Genomic DNA, 15,761 nt, shown 5'->3' on the forward strand with positions numbered 1-15,761 from the left:
CCCTGGTCCCCCGGCTCACGCCCCCGCAAGGATCAGCGTCGCCCCCTTCTCCCCGATCATCATCGACGGCGCCTGTGTGTTGCCGCTGATGATGTTCGGCATGATCGAGGAGTCGATGACCCGTAGTCCGGCGAGACCGTGGACCCGGAGTTCGGGGTCCACGACGGCTAGGTCGTCGACGCCCATCTTGCAGGTGCCGACCGGGTGGTAGTCCGTCTTGGCCCAGCGCCGGATGTACGCCCGGATCTCCTCGTCGGTCTCCACGGATGCCCCCGGCAGCCGCTCCTCCTTGAGCAGTCCGGCGAAGGCCGGCGCGGCGAGCACCTCCCGCATCCGCCGGAAACCCTCCACCGCGATCTCCCGGTCGTGCGGGTCGGCCAGATAGTTCGGGTCGACGGCCGGGAGCACCGAGCGGTCCTTCGACACGAGGGTGACCGAACCCCGGCTGCGCGGGCGGACGTTGCACGCGAGGAGCGTCACGCCGTGCCCGGGGATCTTCTCGGCGGTGTGCGAGCCGTCCTTCCAGACGACGTACGCGGGCAGGAAGTGCAGTTGCAGGTCCGGCGACGGCACCTCGTCCGCGCTGCTGATGAAGGCGCCGGCCTCGGTGATCGTCGCGGTCGCGGGCCCGGTCCGGTAGAGCCCGTACTGAAGGGCGTGCCGCAGCGCCCGGTCCCAGCGGTCCTCGCCGCTGTAACTCAGCGGCTGGGCGCAGGCCCGGGTGATGTAGACCTCCAGCTGGTCGTGGAGGTTCTTGCCGACGCCGGGCAGGTCGTGGACGACGTCGACGCCGAGGGCGCGCAGTTCGTCGGCGGGTCCGATGCCGGAACGGAGCAGCAGCCAGGGCGAGTTGACGGCTCCGGCGCTGAGGATGACCTCGGCATCGGCGCGTACCGTCTCCGTCCGGCCGCCGCGCTCGTAGGTGAGCCCGACGGCGCGGCCGTTCTCCACGATCAGGCGGTCGGCGTGCGCGCCGGTCAGGACGGTGAGGTTCGGCCGGTCCTGTACGGGCCGCAGGAACGCCGTCGACGCGCTCTCGCGCACCGCCCTGCGCTGGGTGACCTGGTGGAAGAACACCCCTTCCTGGCGTGCCCCGTTGGGATCGGCGGTGTAGGGGATACCGGTCTGCTGCGCGGCCCGCAGGAAGGCGGCCGACAGCGTGTTGTGCTGGACCTGGTCGCTGACGTGGAGTTCGCCGCCGGTGCCGTGATAGGCGTCGGCGAGCCGTTCGTTGTCCTCGTGCCGGGTGAAGTACGGCAGGACGTCGTCGTACCCCCAGCCCTTGTTGCCGAGGTCGCGCCAGGTGTCGTAGTCCTCGCGGTTGCCCCGGACGTAGAGCATCGCGTTGATGGAGGTGCTGCCGCCCAGGACCCGGCCCTGCGGGAGGAAGATCCGCCGGTTGTCGAGGTGTCGCTGCGGGACGGTGTCGAACAGCCAGTTGACCTTGGTGCCCATCAGCTTGGAGAAGCCCGCAGGGATGCGCAGCAGGGGTGACCGGTCGCCGCCGCCCGCTTCCAGGAGGAGAACCCGGGTACCGGGGTCGGCGCTGAGCCGGTTGGCCAGGACGCAGCCGGCCGCGCCGGCGCCCACGATGACGTAGGTGTAGGTGGTGGGTGACATGGTGCTCGGTCCTCTCAAGAAGTGGGGGGCTGTTGCCGGGATCCGGGGTCGGGGATCCGCGATCCGGGGGCGGCCGGTCAGGTCGCGTCGAATCCGGCCACCGCGAGGAACGCCCGCATCCGGTGCGCCGCGAGCGGCGGATCGGCGAGTGCGCCGGCCTCGTCGGCGAGGGCGAAGAGCGTGCTCAGATGAATCACCGACCGGAACGTCTGGGCGCCGCCGAGCAGATGGAAGTGGTCCTGGTGCCCGTTGAGCCAGGCCAGGAACACCACGCCGGTCTTGTACGCGGAGGTCGGCGCGGCGAACAGGTGCCGGGCGAGCGGCACGGTCGGTGCGAGCAGCGCCGTGTAGCCGTCGGTGTCGCCGGCGTCGAGCCGGGCGAGCGCGGCGCGGGCCGGTGCGGCGATCGCGTCGAACACACCGAGCAGCGCACCGCTGTGGCCTTGCTCGTCGCCCCGGATCAGTTCGGGGTAGTGGAAGTCGTCGCCGGTGAGCATGCGTACGCCGGGCGGGAGTTGGCGCCGCAGGGCCACCTCGCGGTCCGCGTCGAGCAGGGAGATCTTGATGCCGCTGATCCGGTCGGCGTGCTCGGTGACGATGCCGAGGACGGTCGCGGCGGCCCGGTCGAGGTCGGCGTCGCCCCAGTACGCCGTCATGGCCGGGTCGAAGGCGTCGCCGAGCCAGTGCAGCAGGACCGGGCCTTCGAGCTGCCGCAGGACGGCTCCGTACACCTCGTGGTAGTCGTCGGCGTCCCGTGCTGCGGCGGCGAGCTGGCGGCTCGCCATGAGGACCGGGGTTCCGCCGGACTCCCTTATCCAGCCCGCCTGTTCGACATAGGCGTCGGCTATGTCGTGGAGCGTCCAGTGGCGGCCGGGGGCGAGTTGGTCGGTCATCGCGCCGCAGACCAGGGCGCCGCCGACCGCGCGGGCCTCCGCACCGGAGCGGGCGATCAGTTCGCGGGCGGCGGCCCAGTCGAGTCCGGCGCCGCGCTGCGCGGTGTCCATGGCGTCGGCGACACCGAGACCCAGGGACCAGAGGTGCCGCCGGAAGCCCAGCGTGGCGTCCCAGTCGATGCCAGGTCCGTCGATGCCGGGCCCGTCGGTGCACGGCGTTTCGGTGCCCGGCCTTTCGGTGAGCGGGTCGGCGACAACATGCGCGGCGGCGTAGGCGGTACGGGTCACGGGGGCGTCGCCGGTGAGGTCGTGGACCGGGGAGCGCTCGGCCAGGACGTGGGTGCGGGTGCCGCCGTCCGTGGGGAGCACGATGCGGGGGCCGGTCATGAGGTCACCGCCGCCGCCCGCACCGCAGTCGCGTCGGTGTCCCGGCCGCGCCAGTCGGCACCCAGGGGGCGGTCCGTGAAGATCGTCGGATCCATGAGGCGCGGCGCGACGGGCACCGGGACACGGTCGCCGAGCAGGTCCAGGACGTCCTTGTGCAGGTCCACGCCGGGGGCGATCTCGGTGAGGACCAGCCCTTCGTGGCCCAGCTCGAAGACGGCGCGCTCGGTGACGTACAGGACGCGTTGGCCCCGGCGGCGGGCCTCGGCGGCGCTGAAGGTGATCTGTTCGACCCGGTCGACGAACTTATGGTGCCGTCCCTCGGTCCGCAGGTCGAGTCGGCCGTCACCGGGCACGGCACGCAGTCCGCCCGCCGTGAAGGTGCCGCAGAACACGACCGTGGAGGCGTTCTGGGAGATGTTCACAAAGCCTCCGGTGCCGATGATCCGGCCGCCGAACTTGGACACGTTGACATTGCCTTCCCGGTCGATCTCGGCGAATCCGAGGAAGCAGATGTCGAGGCCGCCGCCGTCGTAGAAGTCGAACTGCGCGGGCTGTTCGAGGATCGCGACAGGATTGGTGGCGACACCGAAGATGACCCCGCGCGCCGGGACGCCGCCGACGAGTCCCTGCTCGATGGTGAGGGTGAAGTCGTCCACCCAGCCCTCCTCGGCGGCGACGGCCGCGACCCCGTCGGCGATCCCGACACCGAGGTTGACGACATCACCGTCCACGATCTCGCTCAGCGCGCGCCGCGCGACGACCTTGCGCTGGTCCAGCGGGAAGGGCGGCAGCGACGACAGGGCGGCCTTCGCGGCGCCCGCGAACGCCGGGTTGTACTCGTGCGTCACCACCTGCTTCTGCGCCGGGTTGACGACCACGACGTCCACGCACAGGCCGGGGACGACGACGTCACGCGGGTCGAGGGAACCGCGCTGCGCCGCGTACTTCACCTGGGCGATGACGATGCCGCCGCTGTTACGGGTGGCCTGCGCGACGGCGAGCATCTCCAGGCGGGCGGCCTCCTGTTCGCAGGTGATGTTGCCGTCCTCGTCGGCGGTGGTGCCCCGGATGAAGCAGACGTCGATCGGCAGCGCCGGATACAGCAGCCACTCGCGGCCACGGACCCGGACGACCTCCACGAGTTCCTCGGTGGTCCGGTCGTTGAGCCGGCCGCCCTCGACGCGCGGGTCGCAGAACGTGCCGATGCCGACATGGGTGAGGACGCCGGGGCGGCCCGCCGCGATGTCACGGAACAGCTGACTCATCACGCCCTGCGGGAAGTTGTACGCCTCGAACTCCCCGGCGGCGGCCATCGCGCTCATCGCCGGGGCCATGCCCCAGTTGCCCGCGACGACCCGGCGGGCGAGTCCGCGCTGGGCGAGATGGTCCATGCCGCCGCCCTCGCGGTCACCGATGCCGGTGGTGTGTACGAGGGTCAGCCCGGCCGGGTCGCCCTCCGTACGGAACCGGTGTCCCAGGGCGGCGATCAGCGTGTCGGGTTCGAGGAGACCGCCGCCGGAGCCGCCGATCGCGACCGTGTCACCGCTGCCGATCAGCGCGACGGCTTCGGCGGCGGTACGGAAGACGGGGCGTCCCCGGCGGGTGCGGTACGGGTCCTGAGTGGTCGTCATCAGGCCATCACTCCCCCACCGTTGAGATGCAGCACCTGACCCTGGAAGAGGGCGCCGTCGTCGGAGGCGAGGAACGCCACGGTCGGCGCGATCTCCTCGGGGGTCGCGAGGCGTCCGATGACGAGGTCACCGGTGCGTTCGCGCTTCCATTCCTCCGTGGCCCACGGCGTGATGAACGGGGTGTCGACCGGGCCGGGCGCGATGGCGTTGACGCGGATCGCGGGGCCGACCTCGCGGGCGAGCGCACGGGTCAGCCCGGCGACACCCGCCTTGGCGGCGCAGTAACTGGTGTAGTCCCGGGCGCCCTTGAACGCGAGCTGCGAGGAGACGTTGACGATGGCTCCCGTACCGCGGGCCAGCATCGGGCCGAGGACATGGCGGCAGCAGAGGAAGACTCCGTCGAGGTCGACGCTCAGGGTTCTGCGCCACTCGGCGAGGGAGAGATCGGCGAGGCGTCCGGGCGCCATGAATCCGGCGTTGTTGACCAGGACGTCGACCGGTCCGACCGCCTCGCGTATCTCGTCGGTCATCGCGGCGACGGAGTCCCAGTCGGTGACGTCGGCCTCGACGGCGTACGCGCTCGTGCCCGCCGCGCGCAGGTGCGCGACCCGGGCCTCGGCCTCGGTCCGCTGGCCGATGTGGTGGACGACGACGGAGGCTCCGCTGACCGCGAAGGCGTCCACGATCGCGGCACCGAGCCCGCCGAGCGCGCCGGTCACGAGCACGGTCCGGCCGCGCAGGGACGGGTGGACGGTGGTGGTGGGCGGCGCTACAGGGAACGGGGGTGTGGGGGTGGTGGCCGGCTCGTTCACGCGGTGTACCAGTCCTTTCGTCCGCCGCGATTGATCTGCACCGTCTTGCTCTCGGTGAAGAACTCCATCCCCTCGCGGCCGAATTCGGCGTGGTGTCCGCTGTCACGGCGCCCGCCGAGCGGGAGTTCGGGGTACGCGTCGGTGGACCCGTTGATCCACACGGTCCCGGTGCGCAGCCGCAGGGTGAGGTCCATCGCCTCGCGGATGTCGTTGCTCCACACGGAGGCGGCTAGCCCGTACGCGGAGGCGTTGGCGCGCGTGACGGCCTCGTCCAGGGTCGCGTAGGGCTGGACGACGGTGACCGGGCCGAACAGTTCGTCGCGGGCGGCGGTGGATTCGTCGTCGTCCGTCCACAGCACGGTCGGGTCGAGGAAGGGCCGCGCGCGGGTGCCGTCGGGCTCGGGGGTGCGGGCGCCGGCGAGGACCCGTACGCCCTGGGCGCGGGAGGTGTCGAGCGCGGCGCGCACACCGTCGAAGTGCTGCTGGGAGATGAGGGGTCCCATCTGCGTGGACTCGGACCAGGGGTCGCCGAGGACGAGTTCGTCGGCGCGCGCGGCGAGCCGTTCGGCGAGTTCGTCGGCGACGGTCGCGTCGGCGAGGATGCGGGAGCCGGCGACGCAGACCTGTCCTTGGTTGAAGAAGGCGGCGAAGGTGAGGCCCTCCACCACCTCGTCGAGGTCGGCGTGCGCGGTGACCAGGACGGGGGTCTTGCCGCCGGCCTCCAGGGCGACCCGCTTGAGCCGCTGGGACCCGGCGTGGGCGGCGATGTGCCGGCCGGTAGCGGTGGAGCCGGTGAAGCTGACCACGTCCACGTCGCGGTGGGCGACGAGCGCGGCGCCCGCCGGGCCTTCGCCGAGGACGACGGACAGCGCGTCGGGGTCGAGCCCGGCCTCCAGGAGGAGGGAGACGACGGCGAGCGAGGTGAGGGGCGTGAGCGGGCTCGGTTTGACGACGACCGTGCAGCCGGCGGCCAGCGCGGGCGGCAGTTTCTGCCCGAGGATGCCGAGGGGAAAGTTCCACGGCACGATCAGCGCGGCGACCCCGGCGGGCTCGCGGACGGTGAACGCGAACACCGACGCGTCGATGTCGCGGACGGTCCGGCCGCCGAGGTCGCGGGCGAGGCCGCCGAAGTACTCGAAGGCGTTGGCGGTGGCGGCGACCTCGCCGCGCGCTTCCCGGATCGGCTTGCCGGTCTCCAGGACGAGCAGGTCGGCGAGTTCACCGGCGTGCGCCTCGATCAGGTGGGCGGTCCTGGCCAGGACGCGGGCGCGGTCCCGTGCGGTGGCGCGGCCCCAGGCGCCGGTGTCGAAGGCGGTACGGGCCCGTGCGACGGCGGTGTCGACGGCCGTGACGCTGCCGTCGCCGGCGCGGAACGCGGGCTGACCGGTGGCGGGGCTGATCCGGACGGTGCCCTCGCCCTCGGGGGCGACGGCGTTCCCGCCGACGAGCGAGCCGAGTACGGGCGGCCCTTCGTCCCCGGCGGGCACGCGGGCGCGGTCCAGGAGGGGGGTGAGGCCGCGGTGGGCGGTGTCCTCGTGGAGTTCGGCGGTGGTCACGTGACCCTCACTTCGTGGTCGGCTTGCGCTGGAAGAAGTCCTGTTTGCGGGCGCGTGACGCCTCGGACAGGCTGAAGAAGGCGGCGAACGTCGGCTCGGCCGGCACCCGGGTCGCGTATCCGGCGAGGGTGTCCTTGACGACGCGCAGGGCGAGCGGGTCGCAGGCGGTGACCGCGTCGACCAGGCCCTCGGTGACGGCGGTGAGCCGGTCGGCGGTGACGGCCTCGGTGACCAGGCCGATCCGGGCGGCCTCGGTCCCGGTGACCGGGGTCGCGGTGAGGAACAGGCGGCGCGCGTGGGCCGTTCCGACGGTGTCGACCAGGCGGGCGATGCCGCCCCAGGAGGTCAGGTTCCCGAGCCGGGCCTCGGGGTAGCCGAGTGTCGCGTCGTCGGTGGTGACCCGCAGGTCGCAGGCGAGCGCGAGTTCCAGGCCGCCGCCGAGCGCACTGCGTTCGATCAGGGCGATGGTGGGGACGCCGAGGGCGGCGAGCCGGGCGAGGACGGCGGTGCCGAGCCGGGACAGCCAATCGGCCCGTTCGGGTCCGGGGTCGGTCCAGTCGGCGATGTCGGCGCCCGCGCAGAAGAAGCCGTGGCTGCCGCGCAGGACGACACAGCGGACGGCGGGGTCCGACTCGACGGCCCCGAGTGCCTCGCCGAGCGAGACGAGCATGGCCTCGTCGAGGGAGTTGCGTTTCGCGTACCGGTCGAGGGTCAGGGTCGCCAGGCCCCGTTTGTCGACGTCGAGGAGTACGGGCATCAGTGCCGTCCCCGGGCGAGCTGGTCCACGAGGAGCGCGATGATGATCGCGGCGCCGACCGCGACCTGCTGGTAGAACGCCTGGACGTTGAGGGTGGTCAGGCCCGCGGTGAGGGTGGCGATGATGACCGCGCCGAACGCGGCCCCGGACATGCTGCCCTCGCCGCCCGCGAGCTTGGTGCCGCCCATGACGGTCGCGGCGATGGCGGTGAGCAGCAGATCGGCGCCGAGTGTCGGGTCGGCCGCGCCGAGCCGGGCGACGAGCACGGTTCCGGCGAGCCCGGCGGTGGCGCCGGACAGGACGTACGCGGACGCGGTGAACTTCTTGACGTTGATCCCGGCGAGCCGGGCCACCTCGGCGTTGCCGCCGACCGCCGTCAGATGTTCACCGAACACCGTGCGGCGCAGACATATCGCGGCGACGACGGTGAGCAGCACGAACAGGTAGACGGGGATGGGGATTCCGGCGATCCGTCCGGCGAGCAGGTCCTGGAAGTTGGTCGGGATGTCGTACACCGCCTGGCCGCCCGCGATGATCAGGGCGAGTCCGGCGAAGATGCTCATGGTGCCGAGCGTGATGATGAACGGGGTGATCCTGGTCAGCGTGATGAGGAGCCCGTTGGCGAGTCCGGCGAGCGCGCCGACGGCGATTCCGCCGAGGATCGCGACGGGCGCGGGCAGCGAGTGCGACAACAGGCCGCTGACGACGGCGGACATCGCGACGGTCGAGCCGATGGACAGGTCGATGCCGCCGGTGATCAGGACGAAGGTCTGACCGAGGGCGAGGACGCCGACCACCGACGCCTGGAGCAGGACGTTGATCAGGTTGCCGCCGTCGAGGAACAGCGGCCGGGCGAGCCCGAAGCCGAGGACGAGGACGACGATGACGCCGACGAGTCCGGCCTGCCGGGCGAGGGCCGCGACATCGAGGCGCCGGCCCGGGATCGCGAGGGTGGCCTCGGAGGGTGTCTCGCGCTCAAGAGTGGTGTGGTTGCTCATGGCTCTCCTTGGGTCCTCAGCTCGCGGCGGCATGGTGGACGATGGCTTCTTCCGAGAGGGCGGCCCTGTCGAGTTCGGCGACGACCCGGCCCCGGCGCATGACCAGCACCCGGTCGCTCATGCCGAGCACTTCGGGCAGGTCGGACGAGATCATCACGATGGCCTTGCCCTCGGCCGCCAACTCCCGCATGAGGGAATGGATCTCGCCCTTCGCGCCGACGTCGATACCGCGGGTCGGCTCGTCGAAGATGAAGATGTCGCTGGAGGTCTTCAGCCAGCGGGCCAGGACGACCTTCTGCTGGGTGCCGCCGCTCAGCTTGCCCGCCGGGTGGTCGGGGCTGATGTCGGCGTTGAGCCGGGCCAGCAACGCCCGGGTCTGCTCGCGCTGTTCGCGCCGGTCCAGGAGACCGCGCCGCCGCGGCGGCCTGATCAGGGTCGCGTTGGACGCGGCGCTCATGTGCAGGACCAGGCCCTGGTGTTTGCGGTCCTCGGGGAGGAAGGCGATGCCCGCCCTGACCGCGTCGGCGGGCGAGGCGAGGTGGATGCGTTCGCCGCGGATCCAGACGGCGCCGCTCGTCGCCCGGTCCGCCCCGATGAGGGCCCGTACCAACTCGGTGCGGCCCGCGCCGACCATGCCGGCGAGCCCGACGACCTCGCCGCGCCGCACCGACAGGGAGCAGTCGGTGACGCCTTCGGCGCTGGACAGGCCCTCGACCCGCAGGATCTCCTCGCCGATCGCGTCCGGATCGCCCGGTACGCCGATCGCGGCGAGGTTCCGGCCGACCATCAGCTTGACCAGGTCGGACTCGTCGGCGATCTCCCGGCGGGTGCGGGTGCCGACGAGTTCGCCGTCGCGCAGGACGGTGACCCGGTCGGACAGGTCCATGACCTCGGCGAGGCGGTGCGAGACATAGATGATGGCGCGACCCTCGGCGCGCAGCCGGCGCAGGAGGTCGAAGAGGCGCTCGCTCTCCTGTGTCGTCAGGGACGCGGTCGGCTCGTCCAGGATGATCAGCCGGGCGCCGACCGCCAAGGCCCGTGCGATCTCCACGAGTTGCTGCTGCGCGACGCTGAGCCGGTGCACCGGCACATCGGTGCGGGCGTCGAAGCCGAGCCGCGCCAGGGACCGGGCCGCCCGCTGCCGCGCCTCCTTCCAGTCGACGAATCCGGCGCGGGACTTCTCCCGGCCGAGAACGATGTTCTGGACGGCGGTGAGCTGCGGGACGAGGCTGAGTTCCTGGTGCACCATCGCGAGTCCGGCGCCGAGCGCGTCGCTCGGCCGGGTGAACTCCCGCCGCCGCCCGTCGAACCACACCTCGCCGCTGTCCGGCCGCTGCACCGCGAACAGGGTCTTCAGCAGCGTCGACTTCCCGGCGCCGTTCTCGCCGAGCAGGGCGTGGATCTCCCCGGGGTAGGCGGTGAGGTCGACCTCGTGCAGGGCCCGGACGCCGGGGAAGGACTTGCTCAGCTTCTTGATCTCCAGCATGGGCTGGTCGGTACTCATCTCGTCACCTCGATGCGGGTGCGGGGGCGGCGGACGCGGTGGTCACCTGTACAGGTGGTCACTTGTGGAGGTGGTCACTTGTAGAGGTTGGTGATGACCTGGCCGGACGAGTCGTAGAACCGGCTGACGTTGTCCTTGGTGATCAGCTGGGCGGGGGCGACGACCCAGGGGGCGATCTTCTTGCCCTCCAGGAGTCCGATCGCCGACTCGACGGCCCAGTAGCCCTCGTAGTACGGCAGCGGGCTGACGGTCGCGGCCATCGAGCCGCCGCGGACGGCGGACACGGCCTCCGGGACACCGTCGGTGCCGATCACGGCGATCTTCTTGCCCGACTCCTTGACCGCCTTGGCCACGCCGATCGCCATGGTGTCGTTGTTGGCGTAGATCCCCTTGAGGTCCGGGTTCTGCCGGATGACCTGCTGCGCCGCCGAGTACGAGGTGTTGGCGTCCCAGTTGCCGGGCACGCTGGCGACCAGCTTGAGGTCCGGGTGCTTGGCGACGCCCTCCTTGAAGCCCTTGATACGGAGGATGGCGGCGCTGGAGCCGGACTGGCCCTCGATCTGTGCGACCTGCCCACCGCCCGGGAAGAGCTTGGCGAGTTCATCGGCGGCCTGGGAGCCGTCGAGCGCGTGATCGGGGCCGACGTAGACGGTCGCCGGGATACGGGCGTCGTCGACGTTGACGATGGGCGCCTTCTGCGAACGCATCTGGGCGAGCGCCGGGGAGAGGTTCGACGTGCTCTCGGGCGCGACCACATAGGCGTCGAACTTCTGCCCGATGAGGGTCTGGGCGATGGTGAGCTGCTCGGTCTGCGCCTTCTCGCTGCTCGCCGCCTGGATGGTCACGTCCACGCCGTACTTGGTGGCCGCCGCCTTGGCGCCCTTCTCGATGCCCTGCCAGTACTGGTTGGTGAGCGCCTTGAGGATCACGGCGACCCGGTACTTCTGGGTGGGCTTGACGTCACCGAGCGAGGAGGCGAGTTCCACGCCGGGCAGCGAGGTCACGTCTTCCTTGTCGCTGGTGTAGGTGTACGCGGCTTTCGATGCCGTGGACTCGTCCCCACTGGTGGAGTTCGCCGGGCTGCAGGCGCCGAGTCCCAGCGCGACGAGCGTCGAGCAGGCCAGCGCGGTGATTGCGTGCTTTCTCATGGCAGGACACTTTCTGCGTGGGTGATGACCGGGCGGAAACCGGTTTCTGACAGCGCGAAACCGAAGGAGGTGAACTGGGGTGCGCGGAGGTGGAGTTGTGACGCGGTGAAGTTGTGCTGCGAGGAAACGTTTCTCCGCTGAGCGGGGCGGAGGTGATACGCCGTTGCTGCTCTGCCGCCGTTACGGGCAGCCGCAGGAGCCGCGCACGACGAGTTCGGGGGCGAGGACGCGCCGCTGGGGCGAGGTGCGGGCGTCCCGGTTCTCGCCCGGGTGCCGGCCGATGCGCTCGGCGAGCATGCCGGCCGCGACGGCGCCGACCTGCCGGGCCTTGCTGTTCACGGTCGTCAGGGAGACGCCCGGTACGCGGCCGACCCAGATGTCGTCGAAGCCGATCAGGGCGATGTCCTCGGGGACGCTGAGGCCCGCCTCGTGGGCGGCCGTCATCAGTCCGAGTGCCAGGGTGTCGTTCGCCGCGAAGACGGCGGTGGGACCGCGCAGGTCGCGCAGCAGGTCGGCCGCGGCATGGGTGGCCTCGGCGAGTTCGCTGGTACGGGCCAGGTGGACGGTGCTCTCGGTCTCGCGGTAGACGCTGCGGAAGCCTTCGAAGCGCTGCCGGAACGCGAGGACGTCGAGGGGTCCGGTGAGGAAGGCGGCCCGGACGTGCCCGTGCCGTTTCAGGTGTTCGGCGGCCATGCGACCGCCCATGCGGTTGTCGATCACAACGGTGTCGACGAGGGGCCTGGCCAGTTCACGGCTGGCGACGACCACGTTGATCCCCGCGTTCACGAGCTGCTGGACGCTGCCGTCCCGCATGGTCGCCGATGCCACGATCGCGCCGTCCACACGGCGTTGGATCATGGTGCGGACGACATCGGCCTCCTTGTCGCTGTTCTCGGCGCTGGCGCCGAGCAGGAGGGTGTAGCCGGCCGGATCGATGACTTCCTCGACCCCGGCGACCAGCTCCGGATAGAACGGGTTGGTGATGCTGGCGACGACGACGCCGATCGCGTACGACCGGCGGCTGGACAGGCCCTGGGCCAGGGCGTTCGGGTAGTAGTTGAGTTCCTTGATGGCGCTCTCGATCTTCGCCCGCGTCTGCTGCGAGACGTAGTAGTCGGTCGCGCTCAGATACTTCGACACGGTCGCCTTGGACACACCGGCGAGCGACGCGACGTCGTTGATCGTCGTGCGCGGGGTGACGGGAAACCGGTTTACCATGTGCCAGATCGTGCGCTGGGCCACACGGCAGGTCAATGTGTTTCCTACGTGTTTCCGAAATTTCGCCTTCCCCTTCTTGCGGCGCGAGATCCCCGGATACCCCGAATCAGCCCTCGGCGCGTAAGGCGCGGGGGCCGCTTTCCGCCGTCAGGACCTGGGATTCCCTGCCGGAATCGGGCAATGAGCACGAGGCCACGGCGGTGCGAGGCTCCGGGGATGGAGCGGAGTTTCGAAGTGACCGGAGTGGTCGCCGCCTGTCTGAGCGTCGCGGCGCTGACACTCGCCGTGCTCACCACGGGGGGCATACGGATCGGTGCGCCGTATGCCCTGAGCCTGCTGGCGTTCGTCCTCCTGGTGGTGCTGTTCGCCATATCCGAGGTGTGGCACCAACGGACACGGACGGACCGCGAAGCGATCCAAACGGCTTTCCGGCGCCTTCCCGAGCCCACCCGGTGGACCGTCCGGGCGCTGATCGCGATCTGCGTCCTGGTGGCGGTCGGCTCGTTCCTCGGGGGCGGAAAGCTCCAGAGCACGACGACCGTGGGCGACCACTACTACGTCTACGACCTCAAACCCACCAACGGCCCGAAGGTCGAGGTGTCGTACGCCGACTACGAGACGGTGCTGATGCGCGAGGAACGCTTGATGCTCGCCACCGGGGGCGCCTTCTACGCGGGCATCGCGTACCGCTCCCTCGCCACGGGAGAACTCCGCCGCACCCAACCGTGGCGCCGCAGATCGCGGTAGCGCCGTACGCGACCTGGGCCGCGCCTGTTGTCCCTGGACGGCGCTTCTCGTCCGGCGAGGGCAGGTCAGAGCACGCGGCGCCGTACCAGCACGACCAGCGTCACCAGACCCGGCAGCAGCGGCAACCAGACCGTGAGCAGGCGGTAGCCGAGTACCACCGAGGCCGCCAGGGTCGCGGGGGTTCCGGTGACGACCAGGGCCAGGGCGAGGGCCGCGTCGAGGGAGCCGATGCCGCCGGGGGTCGGCAGCAGTACCGCCGCGCTGCTCGCCGCGAAGTACACCAGCGCCACCTGGGCGGCGGGCAGCGGCAGACCGATCGCCCGGCTGACCGCGACGACCACGAGGGCGTGCAGCGAGGCGAAGGCGAACGAGCCGCCCCACAGGGCCGCCGCCCGCGCCGGCAGCCGGTGCACCGTCCGGATGTCCGAACGGATCCCGCACACCAGACCCCGTACCCGGGTGCGCAGCGCGTCGGAAAGGAGCAGCGCCGCGATCACGCCGGCCACCGGCAGTGCGGCCACCGCCACGGCGGACCGGAGGGGGAATCCGGCCGGGGGACGCAGCACGGCGGGCCAGAACAGTGCGAGCACCGCGATGAGCGTGGCGCGCGAGACGGCCGAGGCGACGGCCTTGACGCCCAGTGCCGTGGCCGCGCGGGGCAGCGAGAGCCCGCAGCGCATCAGGAAGCGCAGGTTGACCGCGCCCGCGCCGAGACCGGCGGGCAGCACATGGTTGGCGGCCGATGCCGCGAACTGCGTCGCCACCAGCCGCCCGACGGGCAGGGGTTCGGCCACCGCGCCCTGCTGGACGACAGAGGCGCACACCCAGGTCGACAGGGTCGCCACGGCGGCGAGCAGCAGCCAACCCTGGTGGCCCCCGGCGAGTTGGCTCGCGCCGGCGCCGATCACCGTCCGGTGCCGGACCGCGAACACCACGGCGAGCCCGACGACGAGCAGCGTCAGGGCGGTACGCCAGTACGCGCGCCGGTCCACCGAGGCGCCGGACACCTGAGTCATCCGCGCGGGGCCTTCGACGTCCGCCACCCCCTCACCCCTGCAAGCCGCACCCCTACAAGCTGTAAGGTTTCCCACCACCCTACAAGGCGTAGGGTCGAATACGGGAGACCGACAGGACGCCCGGCCCCCGGAACCCCCCAGGCCCTAAGGTGACCGCATGGTTGGTACGAGGCCCCACGGCAGAGCTGAACGGCGCAGCGCGGGCGAGTTGGAGAGTGAGGTACTCGCCTCACTGTGGGCCTCGGACCATGCCCTGACCGCGGCCGAGATCCAGACCGAGATAGGCGGCGATCTGGCGTACAACACCGTGCACACCATCCTCAAGCGGCTGTACGACAAGGGATTGGTGCTGCACGACCCGGGCGGCCGACGCGGCGCCTACCAACCTGCCAAGAACGCCGCCGAGATGACCGCCGAGGCCATGCGCCAGGCGCTGGAACGCGGACCGGACCCGATCGGCGCGCTCCAGCAGTTCGTCAGCGGCCTCAGCCCCGACGAGGAGCAGGCGCTGCGCGAGTTGCTGGCCGACCGGGACACGGCATGACGGCCGACGTCTACCTCCCGCTCGCGCTGCCCGTCGTGCTGTCCGCGGTCAGCCCACTGGTGGGTCGGCGGGTGGCGCCGGCGCTCGCCGCCCGCGTACTGACCACGGCGGCCGTACTCAGCTCGGCCGCCACGGTATGGGTCCTGTTCCTGCTGATCGCCACGCTCGTCGGCGAGGCACCACCGGTCGCCGCCGACGCCCTGGCGGACGGGCGGCACCTGCCCGAACCCGTCCCGGAGGCCGTCGCGCTCGCGGCGATGGCCGGCCTCGGTGTCATCGTCCACCGGCTGTGCCGGGTGGCCCGCGCCGAGCGCGCCACCCGCCGTATGCTGCGCCGCCTGGGCGAAGGGCACCCGCCGGACACGGAGTTGATCGTCGCGGACTCCGAAGTGCCCCGGGCGTTCGCGGTGCCGGGCTCCCCGGGCCGCATCCTCGTCACGGCCGCCATGTTCAGCGCCCTCGCACCCGCCGAGCGCCGGGTCCTGCTGGCGCATGAACGGGCTCATCTGACACACCGTCACGCGTCGTTGGCCACCGCGGTCGCCGTCGCGGCCGCGGCCAACCCGCTGCTCACGCCCGTACGGACGACCGTGACGTATCTGCTGGAACGGTGGGCCGACGAGGAGGCGGCGGGTGCTGTCGGGGACCGCGCCACCGCGGCCCGCGCTTTGGCCCGTGCCGCCCTCGTCGCGCACCGGTCACGGCCCGGGTGCGCCCTCGCGTTCTCCGACCATGCGGTCACCCGGCGCCTCGCGGCACTGCGGGCGACCCCGCCGCCGCACCTACGCGTCATCGGCCTCGCGGTCCTCGCGCTCGGAATCCTCCCGGCGATCGGCGCCGCCGACGCGACCGGCGACATCTGGCACCTGGTGAACCAGGCCCTGGACTGAGGAGTTGCGGCCGGGGACTCGCGGCCGAGGAGCTGCGGCG

The 15,761-nt window shown here is 71.6% G+C and carries 14 protein-coding genes; 3 read left to right on the forward strand and 11 right to left on the reverse strand.

Annotated elements, in window-relative coordinates:
* Positions 1 to 15 precede the first annotated feature (15 nt).
* The 10 genes from ACFVT5_RS20730 to ACFVT5_RS20775 form a co-directional block, all read right to left on the reverse strand.
* Positions 16 to 1,620, reverse strand: coding sequence for a GMC family oxidoreductase (locus tag ACFVT5_RS20730; protein WP_389889659.1), 1,605 nt, complete (start codon positions 1,618 to 1,620; stop codon positions 16 to 18).
* 77 nt (positions 1,621 to 1,697) lie between these two features.
* Entirely contained in the window at positions 1,698 to 2,900 is a 1,203-nt protein-coding gene (locus ACFVT5_RS20735; RefSeq protein ID WP_389889662.1) for a DUF993 family protein, read from the reverse strand.
* On the reverse strand, positions 2,897 to 4,531 hold the full coding sequence (locus ACFVT5_RS20740) for an acyl CoA:acetate/3-ketoacid CoA transferase (protein ID WP_389889665.1): 1,635 nt from the start codon (positions 4,529 to 4,531) through the stop codon (positions 2,897 to 2,899). The genes ACFVT5_RS20735 and ACFVT5_RS20740 overlap by 4 nt, the downstream gene beginning before the upstream one ends.
* A complete protein-coding gene (locus tag ACFVT5_RS20745) occupies positions 4,531 to 5,343 on the reverse strand; it encodes an SDR family NAD(P)-dependent oxidoreductase (protein ID WP_389889668.1) in 813 nt (270 codons plus the stop codon). Before ACFVT5_RS20745 ends, ACFVT5_RS20740 begins: the two co-directional genes overlap by 1 nt.
* Positions 5,340 to 6,899, reverse strand: coding sequence for an aldehyde dehydrogenase family protein (locus tag ACFVT5_RS20750; protein WP_389889671.1), 1,560 nt, complete (start codon positions 6,897 to 6,899; stop codon positions 5,340 to 5,342). The genes ACFVT5_RS20745 and ACFVT5_RS20750 overlap by 4 nt, the downstream gene beginning before the upstream one ends.
* A 7-nt stretch (positions 6,900 to 6,906) precedes the next feature.
* Entirely contained in the window at positions 6,907 to 7,656 is a 750-nt protein-coding gene (locus ACFVT5_RS20755; protein WP_389889674.1) for an enoyl-CoA hydratase/isomerase family protein, read from the reverse strand.
* The gene (locus tag ACFVT5_RS20760; RefSeq protein ID WP_389889677.1) at positions 7,656 to 8,654 is read right to left on the reverse strand and encodes an ABC transporter permease; all 999 of its coding nucleotides are present in this window, start codon (positions 8,652 to 8,654) and stop codon (positions 7,656 to 7,658) included. The genes ACFVT5_RS20755 and ACFVT5_RS20760 overlap by 1 nt, the downstream gene beginning before the upstream one ends.
* 16 nt (positions 8,655 to 8,670) lie before the next feature.
* Positions 8,671 to 10,158, reverse strand: a complete 1,488-nt coding sequence (locus ACFVT5_RS20765) for a sugar ABC transporter ATP-binding protein (protein WP_389889679.1) — start codon at positions 10,156 to 10,158, stop codon at positions 8,671 to 8,673.
* A 74-nt stretch (positions 10,159 to 10,232) separates the two neighbouring features.
* Positions 10,233 to 11,306, reverse strand: coding sequence for a substrate-binding domain-containing protein (locus ACFVT5_RS20770; RefSeq protein ID WP_389889681.1), 1,074 nt, complete (start codon positions 11,304 to 11,306; stop codon positions 10,233 to 10,235).
* Between the two features lie 180 nt (positions 11,307 to 11,486).
* Positions 11,487 to 12,524 carry a LacI family DNA-binding transcriptional regulator gene (locus ACFVT5_RS20775; RefSeq protein WP_389889684.1) on the reverse strand — a complete coding sequence of 346 codons (1,038 nt, stop codon included), beginning with the start codon at positions 12,522 to 12,524 and terminating at the stop codon, positions 11,487 to 11,489.
* 216 nt (positions 12,525 to 12,740) lie between these two features.
* Here ACFVT5_RS20775 and ACFVT5_RS20780 point away from each other — a divergent pair, with 216 nt between their 5' ends.
* Positions 12,741 to 13,271, forward strand: coding sequence for a hypothetical protein (locus ACFVT5_RS20780; protein WP_389889686.1), 531 nt, complete (start codon positions 12,741 to 12,743; stop codon positions 13,269 to 13,271).
* A 65-nt stretch (positions 13,272 to 13,336) separates the two neighbouring features.
* On the opposite strand, the gene ACFVT5_RS20785 is transcribed toward ACFVT5_RS20780, so the two are convergent.
* Positions 13,337 to 14,287: a YbhN family protein gene (locus ACFVT5_RS20785; RefSeq protein WP_389890713.1), complete on the reverse strand. Its 951-nt coding sequence runs from the start codon at positions 14,285 to 14,287 to the stop codon at positions 13,337 to 13,339.
* A 157-nt stretch (positions 14,288 to 14,444) separates the two neighbouring features.
* Between ACFVT5_RS20785 and ACFVT5_RS20790 the strand changes: the two genes are divergently transcribed.
* Positions 14,445 to 14,831, forward strand: a complete 387-nt coding sequence (locus tag ACFVT5_RS20790) for a BlaI/MecI/CopY family transcriptional regulator (RefSeq protein WP_389889689.1) — start codon at positions 14,445 to 14,447, stop codon at positions 14,829 to 14,831.
* Entirely contained in the window at positions 14,828 to 15,721 is an 894-nt protein-coding gene (locus tag ACFVT5_RS20795) for a M48 family metalloprotease (protein WP_389889692.1), read from the forward strand. Before ACFVT5_RS20790 ends, ACFVT5_RS20795 begins: the two co-directional genes overlap by 4 nt.
* The last annotated feature ends 40 nt before the right edge of the window (positions 15,722 to 15,761 follow it).

The organism is Streptomyces sp. NPDC058001 (assembly GCF_042886315.1).
GTDB lineage: Bacteria > Actinomycetota > Actinomycetes > Streptomycetales > Streptomycetaceae > Streptomyces.